Here is a 21,995-nt window from a genome sequence, read left to right as displayed (position 1 = left end):
GGAGCCCCGCAGTCGCGAACGGAAGGTTTGTTCCGGTGAGTGCGAGGAGTGCAGCGCAGCGGAGCCCCGCAGTCGCGAACGGAAGGCTTGTTCCGGTGAGTGCGAGGAATGTGAACGAAGGGTCGGTCCAGTGATCCGTCACCTGCTCTCCGGTGCCGACCTGGACGCCGACACCGCCACCCAGATCCTGGACACCGCCGCCGAGATGGCCGCCGTCTCCGGCCGTGAGGTCAAGAAGCTGCCCGCGCTGCGCGGTCGGACCGTGGTCAACCTCTTCTACGAAGATTCCACCCGCACCCGGATCTCCTTCGAGGCAGCGGCGAAGCGGCTCTCCGCCGATGTGATCAACTTCTCGGCGAAGGGGTCCAGCGTCGCCAAGGGCGAGAGCCTGAAGGACACCGCGTTGACCCTGCAGGCGATGGGGGCCGACGCGGTGGTCGTGCGGCACCCCGCCTCGGGCGCCCCGCACCGGCTCGCCGACTGGGTCGACGGTTCGGTGGTCAACGCCGGCGACGGCACCCACGAGCATCCCACCCAGGCGCTGCTGGACGCGTACACGATGCGCTCCCGGCTGGGCCGGCTGGCCGGCCTGTCGGTGGCGGTGGTCGGCGACGTGCTGCACTCGCGGGTGGCCCGCTCCAACGTGCTGCTGCTCTCCACGCTCGGCGCCAAGGTCACCCTGGTCGGGCCGCCCACCCTCATTCCGCTCGACATCGCCGCGGCGCTCGCCCCCGGCACCGACGTCTGCTACGACCTCGACGCGGTGCTGCCCTCGGCCGACGTGGTGATGATGCTGCGGGTGCAGCGGGAGCGGATGGGTGACTCGTACTTCCCGTCCGCCCGCGAGTACGCCCGCCGCTACGGCCTGGACGGCTCGCGCATGGCTCGGCTGCCGGAGCACGCGATCGTCATGCACCCCGGGCCGATGAACCGGGGGATGGAGATCACGCCCGAAGTGGCCGACTCGCCCCGCTCCACCATCGTCGAACAGGTCGCCAACGGGGTCTCCGTGCGGATGGCCGTCCTCTACCTGCTGCTCGGGGGGAACAACCGGTGAACTCGTACCTGATCAGGAACGTCAGCGTGCTCGGTGCGGCACCGACCGACCTGCTGCTGCGCGACGGCGTGGTGGCCGAGGTCGGCCCGGGGCTGTCCGCGCCGGAGGCGACCGTGGTCGACGCCGACGGCCTGGTCGCCCTGCCCGGCCTGGTCGACCTGCACACCCACCTGCGTGAGCCGGGCCGGGAGGACGCCGAGACCGTCGAGACCGGTTCCCGGGCGGCGGCGATGGGCGGCTACACCGCGGTCTGCGCGATGGCGAACACCTCGCCGGTGGCCGACACCGCCGGGGTGGTGGAGCAGGTGTGGCGGCTCGGCCGTGAGGCCGGGCTGGTCGACGTGCAGCCGATCGGCGCGGTCACCGTCGGGCTGGCCGGCGAGCGGCTGGCCGAGCTGGGCGCGATGGCCGACTCCGCCGCCCGGGTGCGGATCTTCTCCGACGACGGGCACTGCGTGGCCGATCCCCGGCTGATGCGCCGGGCGCTGGAGTACGTCAAGGCGTTCGACGGGATCATCGCCCAGCACGCGGAGGAGCCCCGGCTCACCGAGGGTGCGCAGATGCACGAGGGTGAGGTCTCCACCCGACTCGGCCTGACCGGCTGGCCGGCGGTGGCCGAGGAGGCGATCATCGCCCGGGACGTGCTGCTGGCCGAGCACGTCGGCAGCCGCCTGCACGTCTGCCACGTCTCCACGGCCGGCAGCGTCGAGGTGCTGCGCCAGGCCAAGGCCCGGGGGGTACGGGTCACCGCCGAGGTGACCCCGCACCACCTGCTGCTGACCGATGTTCGGGCCGAGACGTACGACCCGGTCTTCAAGGTGAACCCGCCGCTGCGTACCGCCACCGACATCACGGCCCTGCGTGCCGCTCTGGCCGACGGCGTGATCGACATCATCGCCACCGACCACGCCCCGCACGCCGTGGAGGACAAGGAGTGCGAGTGGGCGTACGCCCGGCCGGGCATGCTCGGGCTGGAGACGGCGCTGTCGATCGCGCTCGACGTGCTCGGTCCGCAGTGGGATCTGATCGCCGAGCGGATGTCGCGTGCCCCGGCCCGGATCGCCGGGCTGACCGAACACGGCCACGACCCGGCGCCCGGCGTGCCGGCCAACCTGACCCTGGTCGACCCGGCGGTCCGCCGGGTGATCGACCCGGCGGAGTCGGCCAGTCGTAGCCGCAACACCCCGTACGCCCGGATGACGCTGCCGGGTCGCATCGTGGCGACCTTCCTGCGTGGCGAGGCGACGGTCCTGGACGGAAAGGCAGTCCGGTGAGCGTGAGGAATGTAGCGCAGCGGAGTCCCGCAGTCGCGAACGAAAGGCGGACTCGAGTGAGTGCAGCCCAGCGGAGCACCGCAGTCCGGATCGGAGGCGCGGCATGAGTCGTCGGCGTCCGGCGATGCTCGTCCTGGAGGACGGGCGCACGTTCCACGGCGAGGCGTACGGCAGCGTCGGGGAGACCTTCGGTGAGGCGGTCTTCAACACCGGGATGACCGGTTACCAGGAGACGCTGACCGACCCGTCGTACCACCGGCAAGTGGTGGTGCAGACCGCCCCGCACATCGGCAACACCGGCGTGAACGGCGACGACGACGAGTCGCGGCGGATCTGGGTGGCCGGCTACGTGGTGCGGGACCCGGCCCGGATCAGCTCGAACTGGCGGTCCACCGGCGGGCTGGAGGACCGGCTGGCCACCGAGGGGATCGTCGGCATCAGCGGGGTGGACACCCGGGCGTTGACCCGGCACCTGCGCGAGCGCGGCGCGATGCGGGTCGGCATCTCCAGCGTCGCCGACGATCCGCGGGCGCTGCTGGCCCGGGTCCGCCAGTCGCCGCAGATGCTCGGCGCGGACCTGTCCGCCGAGGTGACCACCGCGGCGCCGTACGTGGTCGACGCCGAGGGGGAGCACCGGTTCACGGTGGCCGCGCTGGACCTGGGCATCAAGCGCAACGTGCCGCGCCGGCTGGCGGCCCGCGGGGTGACGACCCACGTGCTGCCGGCGCACTCGACCATCGAGGATCTGCTGGCCACCGGCGCCGACGCGGTCTTCTTCTCGCCCGGCCCGGGTGACCCGGCCACCGCGGACGGACCGGTCAAGCTGGCCCAGGAGGTGCTGCGCCGGCAGGTGCCGCTGTTCGGCATCTGCTTCGGCAGCCAGATCCTCGGCCGGGCCCTCGGCTTCGGCACCTACAAGCTCGGTTACGGCCACCGGGGCATCAACCAGCCGGTGCTCGACCGGGTCACCGGCAAGGTCGAGGTGACCAGCCACAACCACGGTTTCGCCGTGCAGCTACCCGGCGTACGACCGGGCGCGGTCGTCCCCGACCAGGTGATCGAGACCGAGTTCGGTGGCGTGCAGGTGAGTCATCTCTGCCTCAACGACAACGTGGTCGAGGGGCTGCGGGCCACCGACGTGCCCGCGTTCACCGTCCAGTACCACCCGGAGGCGGCGGCCGGTCCGCACGACGCGGACTACCTCTTCGACCGGTTCGCCGAGTTGATCGAGGGCCGGACCCACAGCGAGGGGCGCACGAATGCCTAAGCGGACCGATCTCAAGCACATCCTGGTGATCGGCTCCGGGCCGATCGTCATCGGGCAGGCCTGCGAGTTCGACTACTCCGGCACCCAGGCGTGCCGGGTGCTGCGCAGCGAGGGGATCCGGGTCAGCCTGGTCAACTCCAACCCGGCCACGATCATGACGGACCCGGAGTTCGCCGACGCCACCTACGTCGAGCCGATCACCCCGGAGTTCGTCGAGCTGGTCATCGCCAAGGAGCGGCCGGACGCGGTGCTGCCGACCCTGGGCGGGCAGACCGCGCTGAACACCGCGGTCGCGTTGCACGAGGCGGGGGTGCTGGAGAAGTACGGCGTCGAGTTGATCGGCGCCGACATCGACGCGATCCGGCGCGGTGAGGACCGGCAGCTGTTCAAGGAGATCGTCGCCAAGGCGGGGGTCCGCATCGGCGTCGAGGATCCGGCCGGCCTGGTGCCGCGCTCGCGGGTGTGCCACTCGATGGACGAGGTCCGCGAGACGGTGGCGGAGCTGGGCCTGCCGGTGGTGATCCGGCCGTCGTTCACCATGGGCGGTCTCGGTTCGGGCATGGCGCACACCGACGACGACCTGGAGCGCATCGCCGGTTCCGGGCTGGCCGCCAGCCCGGTGCACGAGGTGCTGATCGAGGAGAGCGTGCTCGGCTGGAAGGAGTACGAGCTCGAACTCATGCGCGACCGGCACGACAACGTGGTGGTGGTCTGTTCGATCGAGAACATCGACCCGATGGGTGTGCACACCGGCGACAGCGTGACCGTGGCGCCAGCCATGACGCTCACGGACCGTGAGTACCAGGCCCTGCGTGACCTGGGTATCGCGGTGCTGCGCGAGGTGGGGGTGGACACCGGTGGCTGCAACATCCAGTTCGCGGTGAACCCGGCCGACGGCCGGATCGTCGTCATCGAGATGAACCCGCGGGTGTCGCGTTCCTCGGCGCTGGCGTCGAAGGCGACCGGTTTCCCGATCGCGAAGATCGCGGCGAAGCTGGCCATCGGCTACACCCTCGACGAGATCCCCAACGACATCACGCTCAAGACGCCGGCCGCGTTCGAGCCGACGCTGGACTACGTGGTGGTGAAGATCCCCCGGTTCGCGTTCGAGAAGTTCCCCGGTGCGGACCCGGAGCTGACCACCACGATGAAGTCGGTCGGTGAGGCGATGAGCCTCGGTCGCAACTTCACCGAGGCGCTGAACAAGGCGATGCGGTCGATGGAGACGAAGGCGGCCGGCTTCTGGACCGTGCCGGACCCGGCCGGGGCGACGAGGGAGAACACCCTCGCCGCGCTGGGCGTCCCGCACGACGGGCGGCTCTACACGGTGGAGCGGGCGCTGCGGTTGGGCGCCTCGATCGCCGAGGTCACCGCGGCCTCCGGCGGGATCGACCCGTGGTTCCTGGACCAGATCGCCGGGCTGGTCGAGCTGCGCGCCGAGATCGTGGCCGCCCCGGTGCTCGACGCCGACCTGCTGCGACGGGCCAAGCGGGCCGGTCTGTCCGATCGCCAGCTGGCGGCGTTGCGTCCCGAACTGGCTGCCGAGGACGGGGTACGGACGCTGCGGCACCGGCTCGACATCCGGCCGGTCTACAAGACGGTGGACACCTGTGCCGCCGAGTTCGAGGCGACCACGCCGTACCACTACTCGTCGTACGACTCGGAGACCGAGGTGGTCGGGTCGACGCGGCCCAAGGTGTTGATCCTCGGCTCCGGCCCGAACCGGATCGGGCAGGGCATCGAGTTCGACTACTCGTGTGTGCACGCCGTACAGGCGCTGCGAAGCGCACCGGTCGGCTCGGCCGGGGCGTCCGGTTCCGGTGCCGAAGGCGCCGGCTCGGGGTTCGAGACCGTGATGGTCAACTGCAACCCGGAGACGGTCTCCACCGACTACGACACCGCCGACCGGCTCTACTTCGAGCCGCTGACCTTCGAGGACGTGCTGGAGGTCTGGCACGCCGAGGACACCTCCGGGCGGGCCGCCGGTGGGCCGGGCGTGGTCGGGGTGATCGTGCAGCTCGGCGGGCAGACCCCGCTCGGGCTGGCCCAGCGGCTCAAGGACGCCGGAGTGCCGGTGGTCGGCACCTCGCCGGAGTCGATCCACCTGGCCGAGGAGCGCGGTGCCTTCGGCTCGCTGCTGGCCCGTGCCGGTCTGCGCGCCCCGGCGCACGGCACCGCCACCTCCTACGACGAGGCGAAGGAGATCGCCGACGAGATCGGCTACCCGGTGCTGGTGCGCCCGTCGTACGTGCTGGGCGGGCGGGGCATGGAGATCGTCTACGACGACGCCACCCTGCGCGACTACATCGGCCGGGCCACCGACATCTCCCCGGACCACCCGGTGCTGGTGGACCGGTTCCTTGACGACGCCATCGAGATCGACGTCGACGCGCTCTGCGACGCCGACGGCGAGGTCTACCTCGGCGGGATCATGGAGCACATCGAGGAGGCGGGCATCCACTCTGGTGACTCCTCCTGCGCGCTGCCGCCGATCACCCTGGCCAGCTCGCACGTGGCCCAGGTGCGCCGGTACACCGAGGCGATCGCCCGGGGGGTCGGCGTACGCGGCCTGCTCAACGTCCAGTACGCGTTGAAGGACGACGCGCTGTACGTGCTGGAGGCCAACCCGCGGGCCTCGCGTACCGTGCCGTTCGTCTCCAAGGCCACGGCGGTGCCGTTGGCCAAGGCGGCGGCCCGGATCGCGCTCGGCGCGACCATCGCCGACCTGCGGGCGGAGGGTCTGCTGCCGGCGACCGGGGACGGCGGCACGCTACCGCCGGACGCCCCGATCGCGGTGAAGGAGGCGGTGCTGCCGTTCAAGCGGTTCCGTACGCCGGCCGGCAAGGGGGTGGATTCGCTGCTCGGCCCGGAGATGAAGTCCACGGGTGAGGTGATGGGCATCGACACCGCCTTCGGGCACGCCTTCGCCAAGTCCCAGTCGGCCGCGTACGGGTCGCTGCCCACCCAGGGCAAGATCTTCGTGTCGGTGGCGAACCGGGACAAGCGCGGCATGATCTTCCCGGTGAAGCGCCTGGCCGACCTGGGCTTCGAGATCGTCGCGACCAGCGGCACCGCGGAGGTGCTGCGCCGGCACGGCATCGCCTGCGAGTTGGCGCCCAAGCACTACGAGGCCGGCTCGGTCGACGACGCGGTCTCGTTGATCCGGTCGGGCCGGGTGGCTCTGGTGATCAACACCCCGCAGGGTTCCGGAGCCAGTGCCCGTTCCGACGGCTACGAGATCCGTAGCGCCGCGGTGACCGCGGACATCCCCTGCATCACCACCGTCCCCGGCGCCGCCGCCGCGGTGATGGGCATCGAGGCCCGCATCCGCGGCGACATGCAGGTACGCCCCCTCCAGGCCCTGCACGCCACCCTCCGGACCTCCCGATGACCCCCACCCAACCCGCGTTGATCATGAGGTTGGCGGCAGTGGCGGAGATCGGCATCGCCGTCAACATCATGATCAACGGAGTGGTCCGGGGTGGTGCCGGGTGGTCCGGGGAGGTGGGGTGATGTTCGAGCGGACGGTGCGCCGGGGGCTGTTCCGGATCGGTGGCGGTGACGCGGAGGCGGCGCACGAGTGGACCCTGCGGCGGTTGAGCGCGTTGTCACGGACACCGGTGGCGCTGGCGGCGGTGCGGGCCCGGTACGCGGTGGCGGCTCCCCGCACCGTGTTCGGGGTCCGGTTCCCCAACCCGGTCGGACTGGCCGCCGGGATGGACAAGGACGGTGTGGCGCTGCCGGCCTGGCCGGCGCTGGGCTTCGGGTTTGTCGAGGTCGGCACGGTCACCGCGCACGCGCAGCCGGGCAATCCCCGGCCCCGGCTGTTCCGGCTGCCGGCGAGCACGGCAGTGATCAACCGGATGGGCTTCAACAACGCGGGTGCGGCGGCGCTGGCGGACCGGCTCGCGGCGCTGCCCCGCCCGCTCGGCGTACCGCTGGGGATCTCGCTCGGCAAGTCCAAGGTGACGCCGCTGGACGAGGCGGTGGAGGACTATCGGACGTCGTACCGGGCGCTGCGCGGGCACGGTGACTACTTCGCGGTCAACGTGTCCTCGCCGAACACTCCCGGGCTGCGCGCGTTGCAGGACCGCGACCACCTGGACGCGTTGCTGGCCGCGCTGGTCGGGGAGAAGCCGGTGCTGGTGAAGATCGCCCCGGACCTCTCCGAGCCGGCCATCGCCGAGCTGTTGGAGGTCTGCCTGGCCCGGGGTGCCGCCGGGGTGATCGCGACGAACACCACCCTGAGCCGCGACGGTCTCGCCCCGGGTGACCAGGGGCGGGCCGGCGAGACCGGCGGACTGTCCGGCCGGCCGTTGGCCGACCGGGCCCGGCGGGTCGTCGCCTTCGTCCATGCCGAGACCGGTGGTCGGCTACCCATCATCGGGGTCGGCGGCATCGTCGACCCCGACGACGCGACCCGGATGTTCGACTCCGGGGCCAGCCTGGTGCAGCTCTACACCGGCTTCATCTACCGCGGTCCGGCGTTGCCCCGGGCGGTCGCCCGGGCGGCCGCGGGCGCCGCCCGGCTCACCGCGACCGGGGCCTGACCGGCCGGCCGAACCCCACCTAATCACCACCGGCTTTGCGCTGCCGCACCGCACGCACGGGTTCTTCGCTCAGACCGTTGCGTGGTTGAGGCAGAGCAAAGGGGGCGCAAGGAGGAGCGATGACCCCGGAGGAGGTGCTCGCCGCTGACGCGGCGCACGTCTGGCACCCGTACTCGGTGTTGCCGCCGGCCGTGCCGCCGTATCTGGTGGACGGTGCCGAGGGGGTGCGCCTGCGACTGGCCGACGGGCGTGAGCTGGTCGACGGGATGTCGTCCTGGTGGGCGGCGATCCACGGCTACCGGCATCCGGTGCTGGACGCGGCGGTGACCGACCAGCTGGGTCGGATGAGTCACGTGATGTTCGGTGGGTTGACCCACGCGCCCGCCGTGGAGCTGGCCCGTAGCCTGGTCGAGCTGGCTCCGGACGGGCTGGAACACGTGTTCCTGGCCGACTCCGGGTCGGTGAGCGTCGAGGTCGCGGTCAAGATGTGCCTGCAGTACCAGCGGGCCACCGGCCGGCCGGGGCGGCGCCGGCTGGGCACCTGGCGGGGCGGGTACCACGGCGACACGTTCCATCCGATGAGCGTCTGTGATCCCGAGGGTGGCATGCACCACCTGTGGGGCGACGTGCTGCCCCGGCAGGTCTTCGCCCCGGTTCCGCCCGCGGGCTTCGACACCCCACCCGATCCGGCGTACGAGGCGGCGCTGGTCGAGGCGGTCGAGCGGCACGCCGACGAGCTGGCCGCGGTGATCGTCGAGCCGGTGGTACAGGGCGCCGGTGGGATGCGCTTCCACCACCCGCACTACCTGCGGGTGCTGCGTGAGGTGACCCGCGCCCACGGCGTACTGCTGATCTTTGACGAGATCGCCACCGGCTTCGGCCGGACCGGGACGATGTTCGCCGGCGAGCACGCCGGGGTCGTGCCGGACGTGATGTGTGTCGGCAAGGCGCTCACCGGTGGCTATCTCACCCTGGCCGCCGCGCTGTGCACGGCCGAGGTCTCCGCCGGCATCCGTGCCGGTGGCGGGTTGGCGCACGGCCCGACGTTCATGGGTAACCCGTTGGCCTGCGCGGTCGCCAACGCCTCGCTGGGTCTGCTGCGGTCGGGGGACTGGGCCGGGCAGGTGGCGCGGCTGCAGCGTGGTCTGCGGGCCGGGCTGGCGCCGCTGCGCGGCGCACCGGGCGTTCTCGACGTGCGGGTGCTCGGCGGGATCGGCGTGGTGCAACTCGACCACGAGGTCGATCTCGCCGCCGCCACGGCCGCCGCAGTGGCGCAGGGGGTCTGGCTGCGTCCGTTCCGGGATCTGGTCTACACCATGCCGCCGTACGTCACCGGCGACGCCGATCTGGCACTGATCGCGACGGGTATCGCTGCTGCGGTCAAGGTCGCCTGAGTAGTCAGCTGATTCCGTCGACCAAGGTTGAGTAGCCGAACAAGGCAAGTTGAGCACGAGAGAGAGGCGCTGGGGGTATGGAGAGTTTCGGTGCCCGGCTGCATCGGGCGGTCGACGAGCGGGGGCCGCTCTGCGTCGGTATCGACCCGCACCCGGCCTTGCTGGCCAGGTGGGGTCTTGCCGACGACGTGGCGGGGCTGAGCCGGTTCGCCCGGACCGTCGTGGAAGCCCTCGGTGACCGGGTTGCGGTGGTCAAGCCCCAGTCGGCCTTCTTCGAGCGATTCGGGTCTCAAGGCGTGGCGGTTCTTGAGTCAACTATCCGACAGTTACGGGATCGCGGCTCGCTCGTTCTACTCGACGTCAAGCGCGGCGACATCGGCTCGACGGTCCATGCGTACGCCTCGGCGTACCTCGACCCATCCAGCCCCATGTATGTGGACGCGGTGACCGCGAGCCCCTTCCTGGGCGTCGGCTCGCTCGCACCGATGTTCGATCTGGCCGCCGAACACGGCGGCGGAGTCTTCGTCCTGGCCCTCACCTCCAACCCCGAGGGCGCCGCCGTCCAGCGGGCCCGTACCGCCGACGGACGTACCGTCGCGCAGCAGGTTCTCGACGAGATTGCGCAGCTCAACATGGGTGCGGAGCCGCTCGGAAGCATCGGTGCGGTGATCGGCGCGACGGTCGGCGAGACCGGCTGCGACCTGTCCGCCGTGAACGGTCCACTGCTCGCGCCGGGCCTCGGCGCGCAGGGTGCCACGGCGGCGGATCTGCGGGTGGTCTTCGGCACCGCCCTGCCCGCCGTGCTGCCCTCGTACTCCCGGGAGGTGCTGGGAGCGGGCCCGGACCCGGAGGCACTGCGTGCCGCGGCGGACCGCGCAGTGGTCGACTGTCGGGCCGCGCTGGCGATGTCCTGACTGACTGACGGCTCGGTCACTTTGCGGTGATCATCGCGCGCCCACGTTGCCGAAAGCTCCGTTGACCGCTAGTTTTCCCCGCGCTGGGAACCCCTTGGTTCACAGCGACACCACGTTTCACAGATGCGGCGGCGCGCCCCGCCCGTCGCGATAGGGACCTGAGGAGAACTGGTGCCGCTCCCGTCACTGACCCCGGAACAGCGCGCAGCCGCGCTGGAGAAGGCCGCGGAGATCCGCAAAGCCCGCGCCGAGCTGAAGGAGCAGCTCAAGCAGGGCAAGACCACCCTCGGAGCCGTTCTTGAGCGGGCCGAGTCCGACGATGTCGTCGGCAAGCTCAAGGTGTCGGCCGTGCTGCAGGCAATGCCGGGCATCGGCAAGATCCGGGCTACCCAGATCATGGAGAAGCTCAAGATCGCCGACAGCCGTCGCCTTCGTGGCCTCGGCGAGCAGCAGCGCAAGGCTCTGCTTGGGGAGTTCGCCGCCAACTGAGCACGGCTGCGTGTAGAAACAAGCAGTGAGCTTGGATGACGAGGCGCGCCCGGCGGCTCGGCTCACTGTCCTGGCCGGCCCATCCGGTGCCGGCAGGGAGAGTGTCGTCGAGCTGGTCCGGGCGCGTTCTCCGTCAGTGTGGACGCCGGTCACGGTGACCACCCGGCCCCGCCGGGAGGGTGAGCTGGACGGCGTCCACCGCGCATTCCTCACGCCACCGGAGTTCGACCGGCGGGTGGCCGCCGGTGACCTGCTGGAGTGGAGCCGGCTCGGCGCGTACCGGCGGGGCACCGAGAGTGCCGCGCTGCGCAGCCGGGTCGCCGCCCGAACGCCGGTCCTGCTCCCACTCGACCTCGACGGGGCGCTGCTGGTCCGGGCCGTCTGGCCCGAAGCGCGACTCGTGCTGCTGCACCCACCCGGCCGGATCCCGGATCAGGCCATCGTGGCGGCTTTCGACCACAGCGTGTCGTACGACCACACCGAGCGGGTGGTGGACGAGCTGGTAGGATTCATCGGTTCTTCCTTCCTGGCTCCGGCCCGGCCGCGTCCGCGCGGTTGAGCGCCGGCACCGCGTTCGCGCGGTCCGTGCGAAAGACGCAGAGGTTAATCCGTGGGATCCATCGCCAACCCCGAAGGCATCACCAACCCGCCGATCGACGAGCTCCTGGAGAAGACCACGTCGAAGTACGCGCTGGTCATCTTCGCGGCCAAGCGCGCGCGTCAGGTCAACGCCTACTACAGCCAGCTGGGCGAGGGCCTGCTCGAGTACGTGGGTCCGCTGGTCGAGACCACTCCGCAGGAGAAGCCGCTCTCCATCGCGATGCGCGAGATCAACGCCGGTCTGCTCACCGCCGAGCCGACCGACCAGCCGTAACCTCCGCACCTCGATGAGCGTCCGGGTCGTTCTCGGCGTCGGTGGCGGTATCGCCGCGTACAAGGCGTGTGAGCTGCTGCGCCTGTTCACCGAGTCGGGCCACCAGGTCCGGGTCGTGCCGACGGCCGCCGCGCTGCGTTTCGTCGGCGCGCCGACCTGGGCGGCGCTGTCCGGTCAACCGGTCGCCGAGGACGTCTGGTCCGACGTGCACGAGGTGCCGCACGTGCGCCTCGGCAAGCAGGCCGACCTGGTGGTGGTCGCGCCCACCACCGCGGATCTGTTGGCCAAGGCCGCCCAGGGCATCGCCGACGACCTGCTGACCAACACGCTGCTCACCGCCCGTTGCCCGGTGGTGCTGGCCCCGGCCATGCACACCGAGATGTGGGAGCACCCGGCCACCGTGGCCAACGTGGCGACGTTGCGCGACCGCGGGGTGCGGGTCATCGAGCCCGCCGTGGGCCGGCTCACCGGTGCCGACACCGGCAAGGGGCGGCTGCCCGACCCGGCGGAGATCTTCGCGGTGGCCCGGCGGGCCCTGGTCCGCGGCGCCGCCGCCCCGGCGGACCTGACCGGCCGGCACGTGGTGGTCACCGCCGGGGGCACCCGGGAGCCGCTGGACCCGGTACGTTTCCTCGGTAACCGTTCCTCCGGCAAACAGGGCTACGCGTTCGCCCGTTGTGCGGTCGCCCGCGGCGCCCGGGTCACGCTGGTCTCGGCCAACGTGACGCTGGCGGATCCGGCGGGCGTGGACGTGGTGCGGGTGGGCACGACCGGGGAGTTGCGGGCGGCGACGCTGGAGGCGGCGGTCGACGCCGACGCGGTGGTGATGGCGGCGGCGCCGGCCGATTTCCGGCCGGCGATGTACGCGACTGGCAAAATCAAGAAGTCCGACGACGGCGCGGCGCCCACCATCGAGCTGGTCACCAACCCCGACATCGCCGCCGAGTTGGGGCGGCGCCGTCGACCGGAGCAGGTGCTGGTGGTGTTCGCCGCGGAGACCGGCGACGCCGAGGCCAACGGCCGGGCCAAGCTCGCCCGGAAACGGGCCGACCTCATCGTCATCAACGAGGTCGGGCCGGACAAGGTCTTCGGCGCCGACACGAACGCGGCGACCGTCATCGACGTGGACGGTACGGTCAATCGGATGCCCGAACAGTCCAAGGAGGAGCTCGCCGACGGGGTGTGGGATCTCGTCGTCGCCCGGCTGGCCGGGGTCTCCTCCTTACGGGTGGACGGCTAGGCGACCGTCGACGCAACCGCAGCGGTCGGTGACTACACTGCCGCGGAACGACATCCAAAAACTTAGGAGTGCCGTGACACGCCGTCTTTTCACGTCCGAATCGGTCACGGAAGGCCACCCGGACAAGATCGCCGATCAGATCAGTGACGGTATCCTCGACGCCCTGCTCACCCAGGACCCGCACAGTCGCGTCGCGGTCGAGACCCTGATCACCACCGGCCAGGTGCACGTGGCCGGTGAGGTCACCACGAAGGCGTACGCCGACATCCCGACGATTGTCCGGGAGACGATTCTCAACATCGGATACGACTCGTCGAAGAAGGGCTTCGACGGCGCGTCGTGCGGGGTGAACGTCTCGATCGGTGCACAGTCGCCGGACATCGCCCAGGGAGTGGACAACGCGTTCGAGTTGCGCACCGGCGCCTCGGAGAGCGCGCTGGACGCGCAGGGCGCCGGCGACCAGGGCATGATGTTCGGCTTCGCCTGCTCGGAGACGCCGGAACTGATGCCGCTGCCGATCGCCCTCGCGCACCGGCTGGCCCGCCGGCTCGCCGCGGTACGCAAGGACGGCACGGTTCCGTACCTGCGGCCCGACGGCAAGACCCAGGTCACCATCGAGTACGAGGGCCTGCGGCCGGTGCGGCTGAACACGGTCGTGGTCTCCAGCCAGCACGCCGCGGACATCTCGCTGGAGTCGCTGCTCACCCCCGACGTGCGCGAGCACGTGATCGCGCCGGAGCTGGACAGCCTCGGCCTGGACACCGAGGGCTACCGGCTGCTGGTCAACCCGACGGGCCGGTTCGAGATCGGTGGCCCGATGGGTGACGCGGGGCTGACCGGCCGCAAGATCATCGTCGACACGTACGGCGGGTACGCCCGGCACGGCGGTGGCGCGTTCTCCGGCAAGGACCCGTCGAAGGTCGACCGGTCGGCGGCGTACGCGATGCGGTGGGTGGCCAAGAACGTGGTGGCCGCCGGGCTGGCCGAGCGGTGCGAGGCGCAGGTCGCCTACGCGATCGGCAAGGCCCACCCGGTGAGCCTGTTCATCGAGACCTTCGGTACCGAGACGGTGCCGGTGGCCTCGATCGAGAAGGCGGTGAAGGAGGTCTTCGACCTGCGTCCGGCCGCGATCATCCGGGATCTGCACCTGCTGCGCCCGATCTACCGGCAGACCGCCGCCTACGGCCACTTCGGCCGGGAGCTGCCGGACCTGACCTGGGAGAGCACCGACCGGGCCGCCGACCTCAAGTCGGCTGCGGGAGCCTGACCGCGAGTAGGCGAGACGACCGGCGGCCCGCGGACGGGTCGCCGGTCGCTCGTGTCTGCGTGGACGTGCCGCTGGCCCACCTGGACCGTCCCTTCGACTACCTGGTCCCGCAGGAGCTGGCCGGGGCGGCGCAGCCCGGGGTGCGGGTGAAGGTGCGCTTCGCCGGCCAGCTCGTCGACGGCTGGCTGCTCCAGCGGGTCGACCGTTCCGAGCATCCCCGGCTGGCGTACCTGGAGAAGCTGGTCTCGCCGGTGCCGGTGCTCGCCCCCGAGGTGGCCCGGCTGGCCCGGGCCGTCGCCGACCGGTACGCCGGCAGCCTGGCCGACGTGCTGCGCCTGGCGGTCCCGCCCCGGCACGCGCGGGTGGAGAAGGAACTCTCCGCCACCCCGGCGCAGCCCGCGGACGGCGGACCCGAGCCGGGTCTGGCGGCACCGCCCGCGCACGGCGGACCCGAGCCGGGTCCGGCGGCACCGCCCGCGGACGGCGACCCCGACCGGGGCACGCCGCCGGAGGCCGGCGGGTGGCGGGACTACCCGGCGGGGCCGGCACTGCTGCGGGCGCTCGCCGACGGGAAGGCGCCCCGCGCGGTGTGGTCGGCGTTGCCGGGGGAGGACTGGGCGGCCCGCTACGCCACCGCGGTCGCGGCGACCGTGGCCGGCGGCCGGGGTGCCCTGGTGGTGGTCGCCGACGGGCGGGACCTGGACCGGCTGGACGCCGCTCTGACCGCGACGCTGGGCGCCGGCCGGCACGTGTGCCTGTCCGCCGCGCTCGGTCCGGCCCGCCGGTACCGCGCCTTCCTCACCGCCCGGCGACACGACGCGCCGGTGGTCATCGGCACCCGGGCGGCGATGTTCGCCCCGGTGGCCCGGCTGGGCCTGGTGGCGGTCTGGGACGACGGGGACGACCTGCACGCCGAGCCCCGGGCACCGTACCCGCACGCCCGTGAGGTGCTGCTCACCCGGGCCCAGCTCGACGGCGCCGCGGCGCTGGTGGGCGGCTACGCGCGTACCGCCGAGGCGCAGTTGCTGGTGGAGACCGGCTGGGCCCGTGAGGTGGTCGCCGACCGGGCGGTGCTGCGGGCGCGTACCCCCGCCGTCACCCCGGCCGGCGACGACCCGCAGCTGGCCCGTGACCCGGGTGCGGCGACCGCCCGGCTGCCCAGCCTGGCCTGGACCGCGGCCCGGGAGGCGTTGCGGGCGGAGCTTCCGGTCCTGGTGCAGGTACCGCGCCGGGGCTACCTACCCTCGGTGGCCTGTGCCGACTGTCGTACCCCGGCCCGCTGTCCGCACTGCGCGGGCCCACTGGCGCTGCCCTCGGCCGGCGGGGCCCCGCTGTGCCGGTGGTGCGGCCGGGTCGCCGCCGCGTACGCCTGCCCCGAGTGCGGTGGCCGGCGGCTGCGGGCCTCGGTCACCGGTGCCCGGCGGACCGCCGAGGAGCTGGGCCGGGCCTTCCCCGGCGTGCCGGTACGCACCTCCGGCCGGGAAGAGGTGTTGACCGACGTGCCCGCCGGTGCCGCCCTGGTGATCGCGACACCGGGGGCCGAACCGGTCGCGGTGGGCGGGTACGGCGCCGTGCTGCTGCTGGACACCTGGGCCCTGCTGACCCGGGCCGACCTGCGGGCCGGGGAGGAGGCGCTGCGTCGCTGGTGTGCCGCGGCGGCCCTGGCCCGGCCGGCGTCGGCCGGTGGCCGGGTGGTGGTGGTCGCCGACGGCGCACTGGCGCCGGTGCAGGCGCTGCTGCGCTGGGATCCCGCCTGGTTCGCCGCCCGGGAGTTGGCCGAGCGGCGTGAGCTGGGTTTCCCGCCGGCGGTACGGATGGCCAGCGTGACCGGTCCGGCGGCCGCGGTGGCCGACCTGTTGGCGCAGGCGCGGCTGCCCGACGGGGCGGAGCTGCTCGGTCCGGTGCCGGCCGACGGTGAGCGGGAGCGGATGCTGGTCCGGGTGCCCCGGGCGCGGGCCGCGGCCCTGGCCGAGGCGTTGCACTCGGCGGCCGGGGTGCGCAGTGCCCGCAAGGCGGCCGACCCGGTACGGCTGCAGGTCGACCCGCTCGCGCTGTTCTGATCGGCCGGCTGCGGCTGGTCCGGTCGCGGTGCCGGGTTCGGCCCGGCGGAGGTGGGCGACCGAAGGGCGCGAGAGCTGCCGGATGTGAGCGGATTGTCGCGGTCGGTGATGACTCGCCCGTGGGTGGTCGCGTCTTCGGGAAGGGCCTGGCGAGAGTGGTAGAGTCGCCCGTCATGTCGGGGCGCACGACAGCTCCTGGAGACGGTGCGGCGTGAGCCGCGCCGAGCTGGAGATGTCGCAGGGTGGCGCCACCGCGCCGGTTCGGCGCGAAGTCGATGCTCGCAATCAGCTGGTGATCAGGGGTGGGCCAGTCGTGACCGTTCGTCAGTCGATCGTCTTCAACGGTGACCTGGGCAGCGGCAAGAGCACCGTGTCCGTGGAGATCTCCAAGCGGCTCGGGCTGCGCCGGGTCAGCGTCGGTGACCTCTACCGGCAGATGGCCCAGGAGCGTCAGATGACCGCGCTCCAGCTCAATCTGCACGCCGAGCTGGACCAGGCCGTCGACGGCTACGTCGACCAGCTCCAGCGCGACATCGCCGCCTCCGGTGAGAGCCTGGTGATGGACTCGCGGCTGGCCTGGCACTTCTTCACCGACGCGCTCAAGGTGCACATGATCACCGAGCCGGGCGAGGCGGCCCGCCGGGTGCTGCTGCGCCCCTCCGGCCCGGCCGAGAGCTACACCTCGCTGGAGGAGGCCAAGGCCAAGCTGCGGGAGCGCAGCGAGAGCGAGCGTGGCCGCTTCCTGGTCCGCTACGGCGTGGACAAGGCCCGACTGCGCAACTACGACCTGATCTGCGACACCACCCGGTCCCCCGCGGAAGAGGTGATCGAGCGGATCATCGACGCGTACGAGGGGCGGCTCGCCGCGGACGTGCTGCGGGCCGCGCCACCGCTGCTGCTGCTCGACCCGGCCCGGATCTACCCGACCGAGGACATCGCGGGCCTGCGCGGGCTCTGGGACTCGTCGTTCGTCGGGGAGGTCGTCGCCGCCGGCGAGACGGCTCTGGAACCGTTGGAGATCGGCTTCACCGGCGAGTACTTCTTCGTCGTCGACGGGCATCGCCGGCTCAGTGCCGCGCTGCGTGGCGGGTTCCGCCTGGTGCCCGGCCGGCTGGTCGCCGAGGTCGACGAGCCGGTGGTGGGCGGGATGAGTGCGGTCGACTACTTCGCCGCGCAGGCCCGTCCCAGCCTGATCCACGACTGGGAGGCGGCACACGACATCCGGCTGCCGCTGCCCGAGCACGCGCTGCTGGCCGGCGACGCGGTGCTGGCGGGGGAGTCCGGCGCCGCCGGCTGACCTCCTGGGTCGGGCGAGCCTGGCTGGGCCGGGTGGCGCCGCGCGGGCATGATGGAGCCTTCGGCTCACCGGGGAGGCCATCGTGGATGCTGCGCAGGCGCTCGCGTCACTCATGTCACCGGAGGGACGCGTCGACCCGTACCCGGCGTACGAGTGGCTGCGGGCCCACGGCCCGGTAGCGGCGGCCGGCCCCGGCCTGTACGCGGTCACCGGCCACGCCGAGGCCGACGAACTCCTGCGTGACCCCCGGGTCCAGGTGCTGGACGACAACCTCCGCGACGGCGTGATGCCGCAGTGGCGCGACAGCCCCGCACTGGCCTCGATCGCCCGGTCGATGCTGCGCACCAACCCGCCCGACCACAGCCGGATGCGGCGGCTCGCCGCCGCGGCCTTCACCCCACGCCGGATCGCCGGCCTGCGGGACGTGGTGACCGCACAGGCCGCCGAGCTGATCGACACGCTGGCGGCGGCCGGCCGGGACGGTCGGCCGGTGGACTTCATGACCCACTTCGCCTATCCGCTGCCGGTCGGGGTGATCTGCGCCCTGCTCGGCGTGCCGGCCGCCGACCGGCCGCTGTTCCGGCGCTGGGCGGCCGACCTCACCGGCGTACTGGAACCGGAACTGACCCCCGACGAGCTGGCGTCGGCCGACGCGGGCGCCACCGAGCTGCGCCGCTACTTCACCGAGCTGGTGGCCGCCCGGCGCCGTCGCCCGGCCGACGACCTGACCACCGCGCTGGTGCAGGCGCACGACGCCGGTGACCGGCTCTCCGCCGAGGAACTGCTGGCCAACCTGGTGATCCTGCTCGTGGCCGGCTTCGAGACCACCACCAACCTGCTGGGCAACGGCCTGGCGGTACTGCTGGCCCACCCGGCGGCCGCCGACGCGCTGCGGCGGCACCCGGAGCACGCCCCGGCCTACGTCGACGAGCTGCTGCGCTACGACTCGCCGGTGCAGCTGACCACCCGGACCACCGCCGAGGCGGTGCGGGTCGGCGGCGTCGAGCTGCCCGCCGGCAGTTGGCTCCTGCTGCTGCTCGGCGCGGCCAACCGGGATCCCCGGCGGCACCCGGACCCGGACCGGTTCGACCCGTGGCGGGCCGCGCCGAGTCCGCTCTCCTTCGGCGCCGGCCCGCACTACTGCCTCGGTGCCGGGCTGGCCCGGCTGGAGGCGCAGGTCGCCTTCCCGCTGTTGCTGCGCCGGCTGCCCGAGCTGGTCCCGGCCGGTACGCCCCGGCGGCGGATCCGGCTGACCCTGCGCGGGTACGACAACCTGCCGGTCACCGTGGGTCGGCCGGCGCCCGGCGCCGATCATGGTGCGCCGGCCGGGACGGCACCGGGCACTCCGTAGACTGGTACGGCACTCTCGTCCTGCCGTGAAGGAGTCCACCCGCGTGACCGTCCAGCCCATCCGTCTGTTCGGGGATCCGGTGCTGCGCACGCCGGCCGATCCGGTGGTCGACTTCGACGTCGAGCTGCGCAAGCTCATCGCCGACCTGACCGACACCATGCGTGAGAGCAGCGGCGCCGGTCTCGCCGCGCCGCAACTCGGTGTGGGCCTGCGGGTGTTCACCTTCGACGTGGACGACGTGCTCGGGCACCTGGTGAACCCGGTGCTGGAGTTCCCCGACGCCGAGGAGCAGGACGGCCCGGAGGGCTGCCTGTCCATCCCCGGGCTGTACTTCGACACCAAGCGTCGACAGAACGTGGTCGCCAAGGGCTTCAACGGCTACGGCGACCCGGTGCAGATCGTCGGCACCGGCCTGATGGCCCGCTGCGTGCAGCACGAGACCGACCACCTCGACGGGGTGCTCTTCGTCGACCGGCTGGACCCGGCCGGCCGCAAGGAGGCGATGAAGGCGATCCGGCAGGCCGAGTGGTACGACGACGCCGCGCCACCCACCGTCAAGTTGAGCCCGCACGGCGCCGGCAACCCGTTCGGTCTGGGGCGGTGACCCGGATGCGTGTGATCTTCGCCGGTACGCCGGCTGTCGCCGTGCCCGCGCTGGCCGCCGTCGCCGAGTCCGGGCACGAACTGGTCGCCGTGGTCACCCGGCCGGATGCGCCGGCCGGTCGAGGTCGTGGCCTGGTCCGTTCGCCGGTCGGCGCCTGGGCCGACGAGCGGGGCATCGAGGTGCTCACCCCGGCCCGGCCGCGCGAGCCGGAGTTCCTGGACCGGCTGCGCGCCCTCGCCCCGGACTGCGTTCCGGTGGTGGCCTACGGCGCGCTGGTGCCGCCGGTGGCGCTGGAGATTCCCCGGCATGGCTGGGTGAACCTGCACTTCTCGCTGCTGCCGGCCTGGCGTGGGGCGGCACCCGTGCAGCACGCCGTGCTGCACGGCGACGAGCTGACCGGTGCCAGCGTCTTCCAGTTGGAGGAGGGGTTGGACACCGGGCCGGTCTACGGCACCCTGACCGACGAGATCCGCCCCTCCGACACCTCCGGTGACCTACTCGATCGGCTGGCGCACAGCGGCGCCGGGTTGCTGGTGGCGGTCCTGGACGCGCTTGCCGAGGGCACCGCGCGGGCCGAGCCGCAGCCCGCCGACGGGGTTTCGCTGGCGCCGAAGCTGACCGTCGAGGACGCCCGGATCCGGTGGGCCGACCCGGCCTTCGCGGTGGACCGCCGGATCCGTGCCTGTACCCCGGCACCCGGCCCGTGGACCACCTTCCGCGACGAGCGGGTCAAGCTGGGGCCGGTGGTGCCGGCACCGGACGGCCCCGACCTCAAGCCCGGCGAGTTGCTGGTGGAGAAGACCCGGGTGCTGGCCGGCACGGCCACGGTCCCGGTTCGGCTGGGCGAGGTGCGCGCGGCGGGTAAGCGGGCGATGCCGGCGACCGACTGGGCGCGCGGCGCCCGGGTCGGTGCCGGGGAGGAGTTGGCGTGAGAGACACCGCTGCCCGCCGGGGCACCGACCGTCGGGGCGCACGTCCCTCGGGACGACCGGCGGCGGACCGACCCCGCTACGTCGCGTACGAGGCCGTCGCGGCGGTCAACCGGGACGACGCGTACGCCAACCTGGTGCTGCCGGCGATCCTGCGGGACGAGGGGCTGACCGGCCGGGACGCCGCCTTCGCCACCGAGCTGACCTACGGCACGCTGCGTCATCTCGGCACCCTCGACGCGATCCTGACCTCCGCTGCCGGGCGGGACGTGCAGCGCATCGACCCGCCGGTACGCGATGCGTTGCGGATCGGCGCCTACCAACTGCTGCACACCCGGGTGCCCGCGCACGCGGCGGTCTCCTCGACCGTCGACTTGGTCCGCATGGTCGGTCAGGGGGCCACCGGTTTCGCCAACGCGGTGCTGCGCGAGGTGGCCGAGCGTGACCTGGACGGGTGGGTGTCGCGGCTGGCGCCGTCGATGGAGACCGACCCCGTCGGTCACCTCGCCCTCGCCTACAGCCATCCACAGTGGATCATCCGGGCGTTCAGCGAGGCGCTCGGTGGCGACCTCGGTGAGACCACCCGCCTGCTGATCGAGGACAACGAGCGTCCCCCGGTGCACCTGTGCGCCCGGCCGGGGCTGATCGACCCCGTCGAGCTGGCCGACGAGACCGGTGGCGCGCCCGGGGCCTTCTCGCCGTACGCGGTCTATCTCGCCGGTGGTTCGCCGGGTGAGCTGGCGGCGGTCGCCGACGGGCGGGCCCACGTGCAGGACGAGGGCTCGCAGTTGGTGGCCGACGCGCTGGCCGCGGCGGCGGTGGAGGGTCCGGACGGCCGCTGGCTCGACCTGTGCGCCGGGCCGGGCGGGAAGTCGGGCCTGCTCGGGGCGCTGGCGGCGCAGCGCGGTGCCCGGTTGACCGCGGTGGAGGTCGCCGAGCACCGGGCCCGGTTGGTGTCGAGCGCGACCAGGGGCCTGCCGGTGACCGTGCTGAACACCGACGGCCGGCTGGTCGGCGCCGAGCCGAAGCTGCCCGAGCAGCACTTCGACCGGGTGCTGGTCGACGCGCCGTGCACCGGCCTGGGTTCGCTGCGCCGCCGGCCGGAGTCACGCTGGCGGCGCCAACCGTCGGACCTGCCGGCGCTGACCCGGTTGCAGCGTGAGCTGCTCACCGCCGGGCTGCGGGCGGTCCGTCCCGGCGGGGTGGTGGCGTACGTGACCTGCTCGCCGCACACCGTGGAGACGCATGTGACGGTGACCGAGGCGGCCCGCCGCTCCGGCATGCCGGTGGACTTCGTCGACGCCCGGCCGCTGTTGCCGGCCGGTATGCCGGGGCTCGGTGACGGGCCGACGGTGCAGCTGTGGCCGCACCGGCACGGCACCGACGCGATGTTCCTGGCGGTGCTGCGCCGGGGCTGATCCGGGTGCC

Annotated in this window: 19 protein-coding genes; all 19 read left to right on the top strand. The window is 72.7% G+C overall.

The annotated features are described in order from the left end of the window. Positions 1-130: 130 nt before the first annotated feature. The 19 genes from D2L64_RS14465 (at position 131) to D2L64_RS14380 (ending at position 21,985) form a co-directional block, all read left to right on the top strand. Complete coding sequence (locus D2L64_RS14465) at positions 131-1,057, top strand: aspartate carbamoyltransferase catalytic subunit (protein ID WP_119576540.1); 927 nt, start codon at positions 131-133, stop codon at positions 1,055-1,057. Beyond that, positions 1,054-2,331 (top strand): dihydroorotase, encoded by a 1,278-nt coding sequence (locus D2L64_RS14460; protein WP_119576537.1) that lies wholly within the window; start codon positions 1,054-1,056, stop codon positions 2,329-2,331. Before D2L64_RS14465 ends, D2L64_RS14460 begins: the two co-directional genes overlap by 4 nt. Positions 2,332-2,434: 103 nt before the next feature. Beyond that, a complete protein-coding gene (gene carA / locus D2L64_RS14455; protein WP_119576534.1) occupies positions 2,435-3,598 on the top strand; it encodes a glutamine-hydrolyzing carbamoyl-phosphate synthase small subunit in 1,164 nt (387 codons plus the stop codon). Beyond that, positions 3,591-6,989, top strand: a complete 3,399-nt coding sequence (gene carB, locus D2L64_RS14450) for a carbamoyl-phosphate synthase large subunit (protein WP_119576531.1) — start codon at positions 3,591-3,593, stop codon at positions 6,987-6,989. The genes carA and carB overlap by 8 nt, the downstream gene beginning before the upstream one ends. Further along, positions 6,986-7,111: a hypothetical protein gene (locus tag D2L64_RS28275; RefSeq protein WP_267898672.1), complete on the top strand. Its 126-nt coding sequence runs from the start codon at positions 6,986-6,988 to the stop codon at positions 7,109-7,111. The genes carB and D2L64_RS28275 overlap by 4 nt, the downstream gene beginning before the upstream one ends. After that, the gene (locus D2L64_RS14445) at positions 7,108-8,148 is read left to right on the top strand and encodes a quinone-dependent dihydroorotate dehydrogenase (RefSeq protein WP_119576529.1); all 1,041 of its coding nucleotides are present in this window, start codon (positions 7,108-7,110) and stop codon (positions 8,146-8,148) included. Before D2L64_RS28275 ends, D2L64_RS14445 begins: the two co-directional genes overlap by 4 nt. 119 nt (positions 8,149-8,267) lie before the next feature. Then, complete coding sequence (locus tag D2L64_RS14440; RefSeq protein ID WP_119576526.1) at positions 8,268-9,542, top strand: adenosylmethionine--8-amino-7-oxononanoate transaminase; 1,275 nt, start codon at positions 8,268-8,270, stop codon at positions 9,540-9,542. A 77-nt stretch (positions 9,543-9,619) separates the two neighbouring features. Beyond that, positions 9,620-10,456 (top strand): orotidine-5'-phosphate decarboxylase, encoded by an 837-nt coding sequence (pyrF, locus tag D2L64_RS14435; protein ID WP_119576523.1) that lies wholly within the window; start codon positions 9,620-9,622, stop codon positions 10,454-10,456. 171 nt (positions 10,457-10,627) lie between these two features. After that, complete coding sequence (mihF, locus tag D2L64_RS14430; protein WP_007458370.1) at positions 10,628-10,945, top strand: integration host factor, actinobacterial type; 318 nt, start codon at positions 10,628-10,630, stop codon at positions 10,943-10,945. 25 nt (positions 10,946-10,970) lie between these two features. After that, on the top strand, positions 10,971-11,504 hold the full coding sequence (locus D2L64_RS14425) for a nucleoside/nucleotide kinase family protein (RefSeq protein ID WP_119576521.1): 534 nt from the start codon (positions 10,971-10,973) through the stop codon (positions 11,502-11,504). A 51-nt stretch (positions 11,505-11,555) separates the two neighbouring features. After that, positions 11,556-11,819 carry a DNA-directed RNA polymerase subunit omega gene (rpoZ, locus tag D2L64_RS14420; RefSeq protein ID WP_007075826.1) on the top strand — a complete coding sequence of 88 codons (264 nt, stop codon included), beginning with the start codon at positions 11,556-11,558 and terminating at the stop codon, positions 11,817-11,819. A 13-nt stretch (positions 11,820-11,832) separates the two neighbouring features. Next, positions 11,833-13,059: a bifunctional phosphopantothenoylcysteine decarboxylase/phosphopantothenate--cysteine ligase CoaBC gene (gene coaBC, locus D2L64_RS14415; RefSeq protein ID WP_119576518.1), complete on the top strand. Its 1,227-nt coding sequence runs from the start codon at positions 11,833-11,835 to the stop codon at positions 13,057-13,059. A gap of 73 nt (positions 13,060-13,132) precedes the next feature. After that, positions 13,133-14,326 (top strand): methionine adenosyltransferase, encoded by a 1,194-nt coding sequence (gene metK, locus D2L64_RS14410; protein ID WP_119576515.1) that lies wholly within the window; start codon positions 13,133-13,135, stop codon positions 14,324-14,326. A 59-nt stretch (positions 14,327-14,385) separates the two neighbouring features. Then, on the top strand, positions 14,386-16,386 hold the full coding sequence (locus D2L64_RS14405) for a primosomal protein N' (RefSeq protein ID WP_119576512.1): 2,001 nt from the start codon (positions 14,386-14,388) through the stop codon (positions 16,384-16,386). A gap of 313 nt (positions 16,387-16,699) precedes the next feature. Then, positions 16,700-17,683 carry an AAA family ATPase gene (locus D2L64_RS14400; RefSeq protein ID WP_119576832.1) on the top strand — a complete coding sequence of 328 codons (984 nt, stop codon included), beginning with the start codon at positions 16,700-16,702 and terminating at the stop codon, positions 17,681-17,683. A 112-nt stretch (positions 17,684-17,795) separates the two neighbouring features. Continuing rightward, positions 17,796-19,034 (top strand): cytochrome P450, encoded by a 1,239-nt coding sequence (locus D2L64_RS14395; protein ID WP_407663105.1) that lies wholly within the window; start codon positions 17,796-17,798, stop codon positions 19,032-19,034. A 43-nt stretch (positions 19,035-19,077) separates the two neighbouring features. Further along, a complete protein-coding gene (gene def, locus D2L64_RS14390; RefSeq protein WP_233558953.1) occupies positions 19,078-19,638 on the top strand; it encodes a peptide deformylase in 561 nt (186 codons plus the stop codon). A 5-nt stretch (positions 19,639-19,643) separates the two neighbouring features. Further along, positions 19,644-20,570, top strand: a complete 927-nt coding sequence (gene fmt, locus D2L64_RS14385) for a methionyl-tRNA formyltransferase (RefSeq protein ID WP_119576829.1) — start codon at positions 19,644-19,646, stop codon at positions 20,568-20,570. Beyond that, positions 20,525-21,985, top strand: coding sequence for an RsmB/NOP family class I SAM-dependent RNA methyltransferase (locus tag D2L64_RS14380; protein ID WP_407663104.1), 1,461 nt, complete (start codon positions 20,525-20,527; stop codon positions 21,983-21,985). Before fmt ends, D2L64_RS14380 begins: the two co-directional genes overlap by 46 nt. Positions 21,986-21,995 lie beyond the last annotated feature (10 nt).

This window comes from Micromonospora radicis (assembly GCF_003583405.1).
Lineage (GTDB): Bacteria > Actinomycetota > Actinomycetes > Mycobacteriales > Micromonosporaceae > Micromonospora > Micromonospora radicis.
Note: the sequence above shows the minus strand (reverse complement) of the source record. Positions and strands in the feature narration are given on the sequence as shown.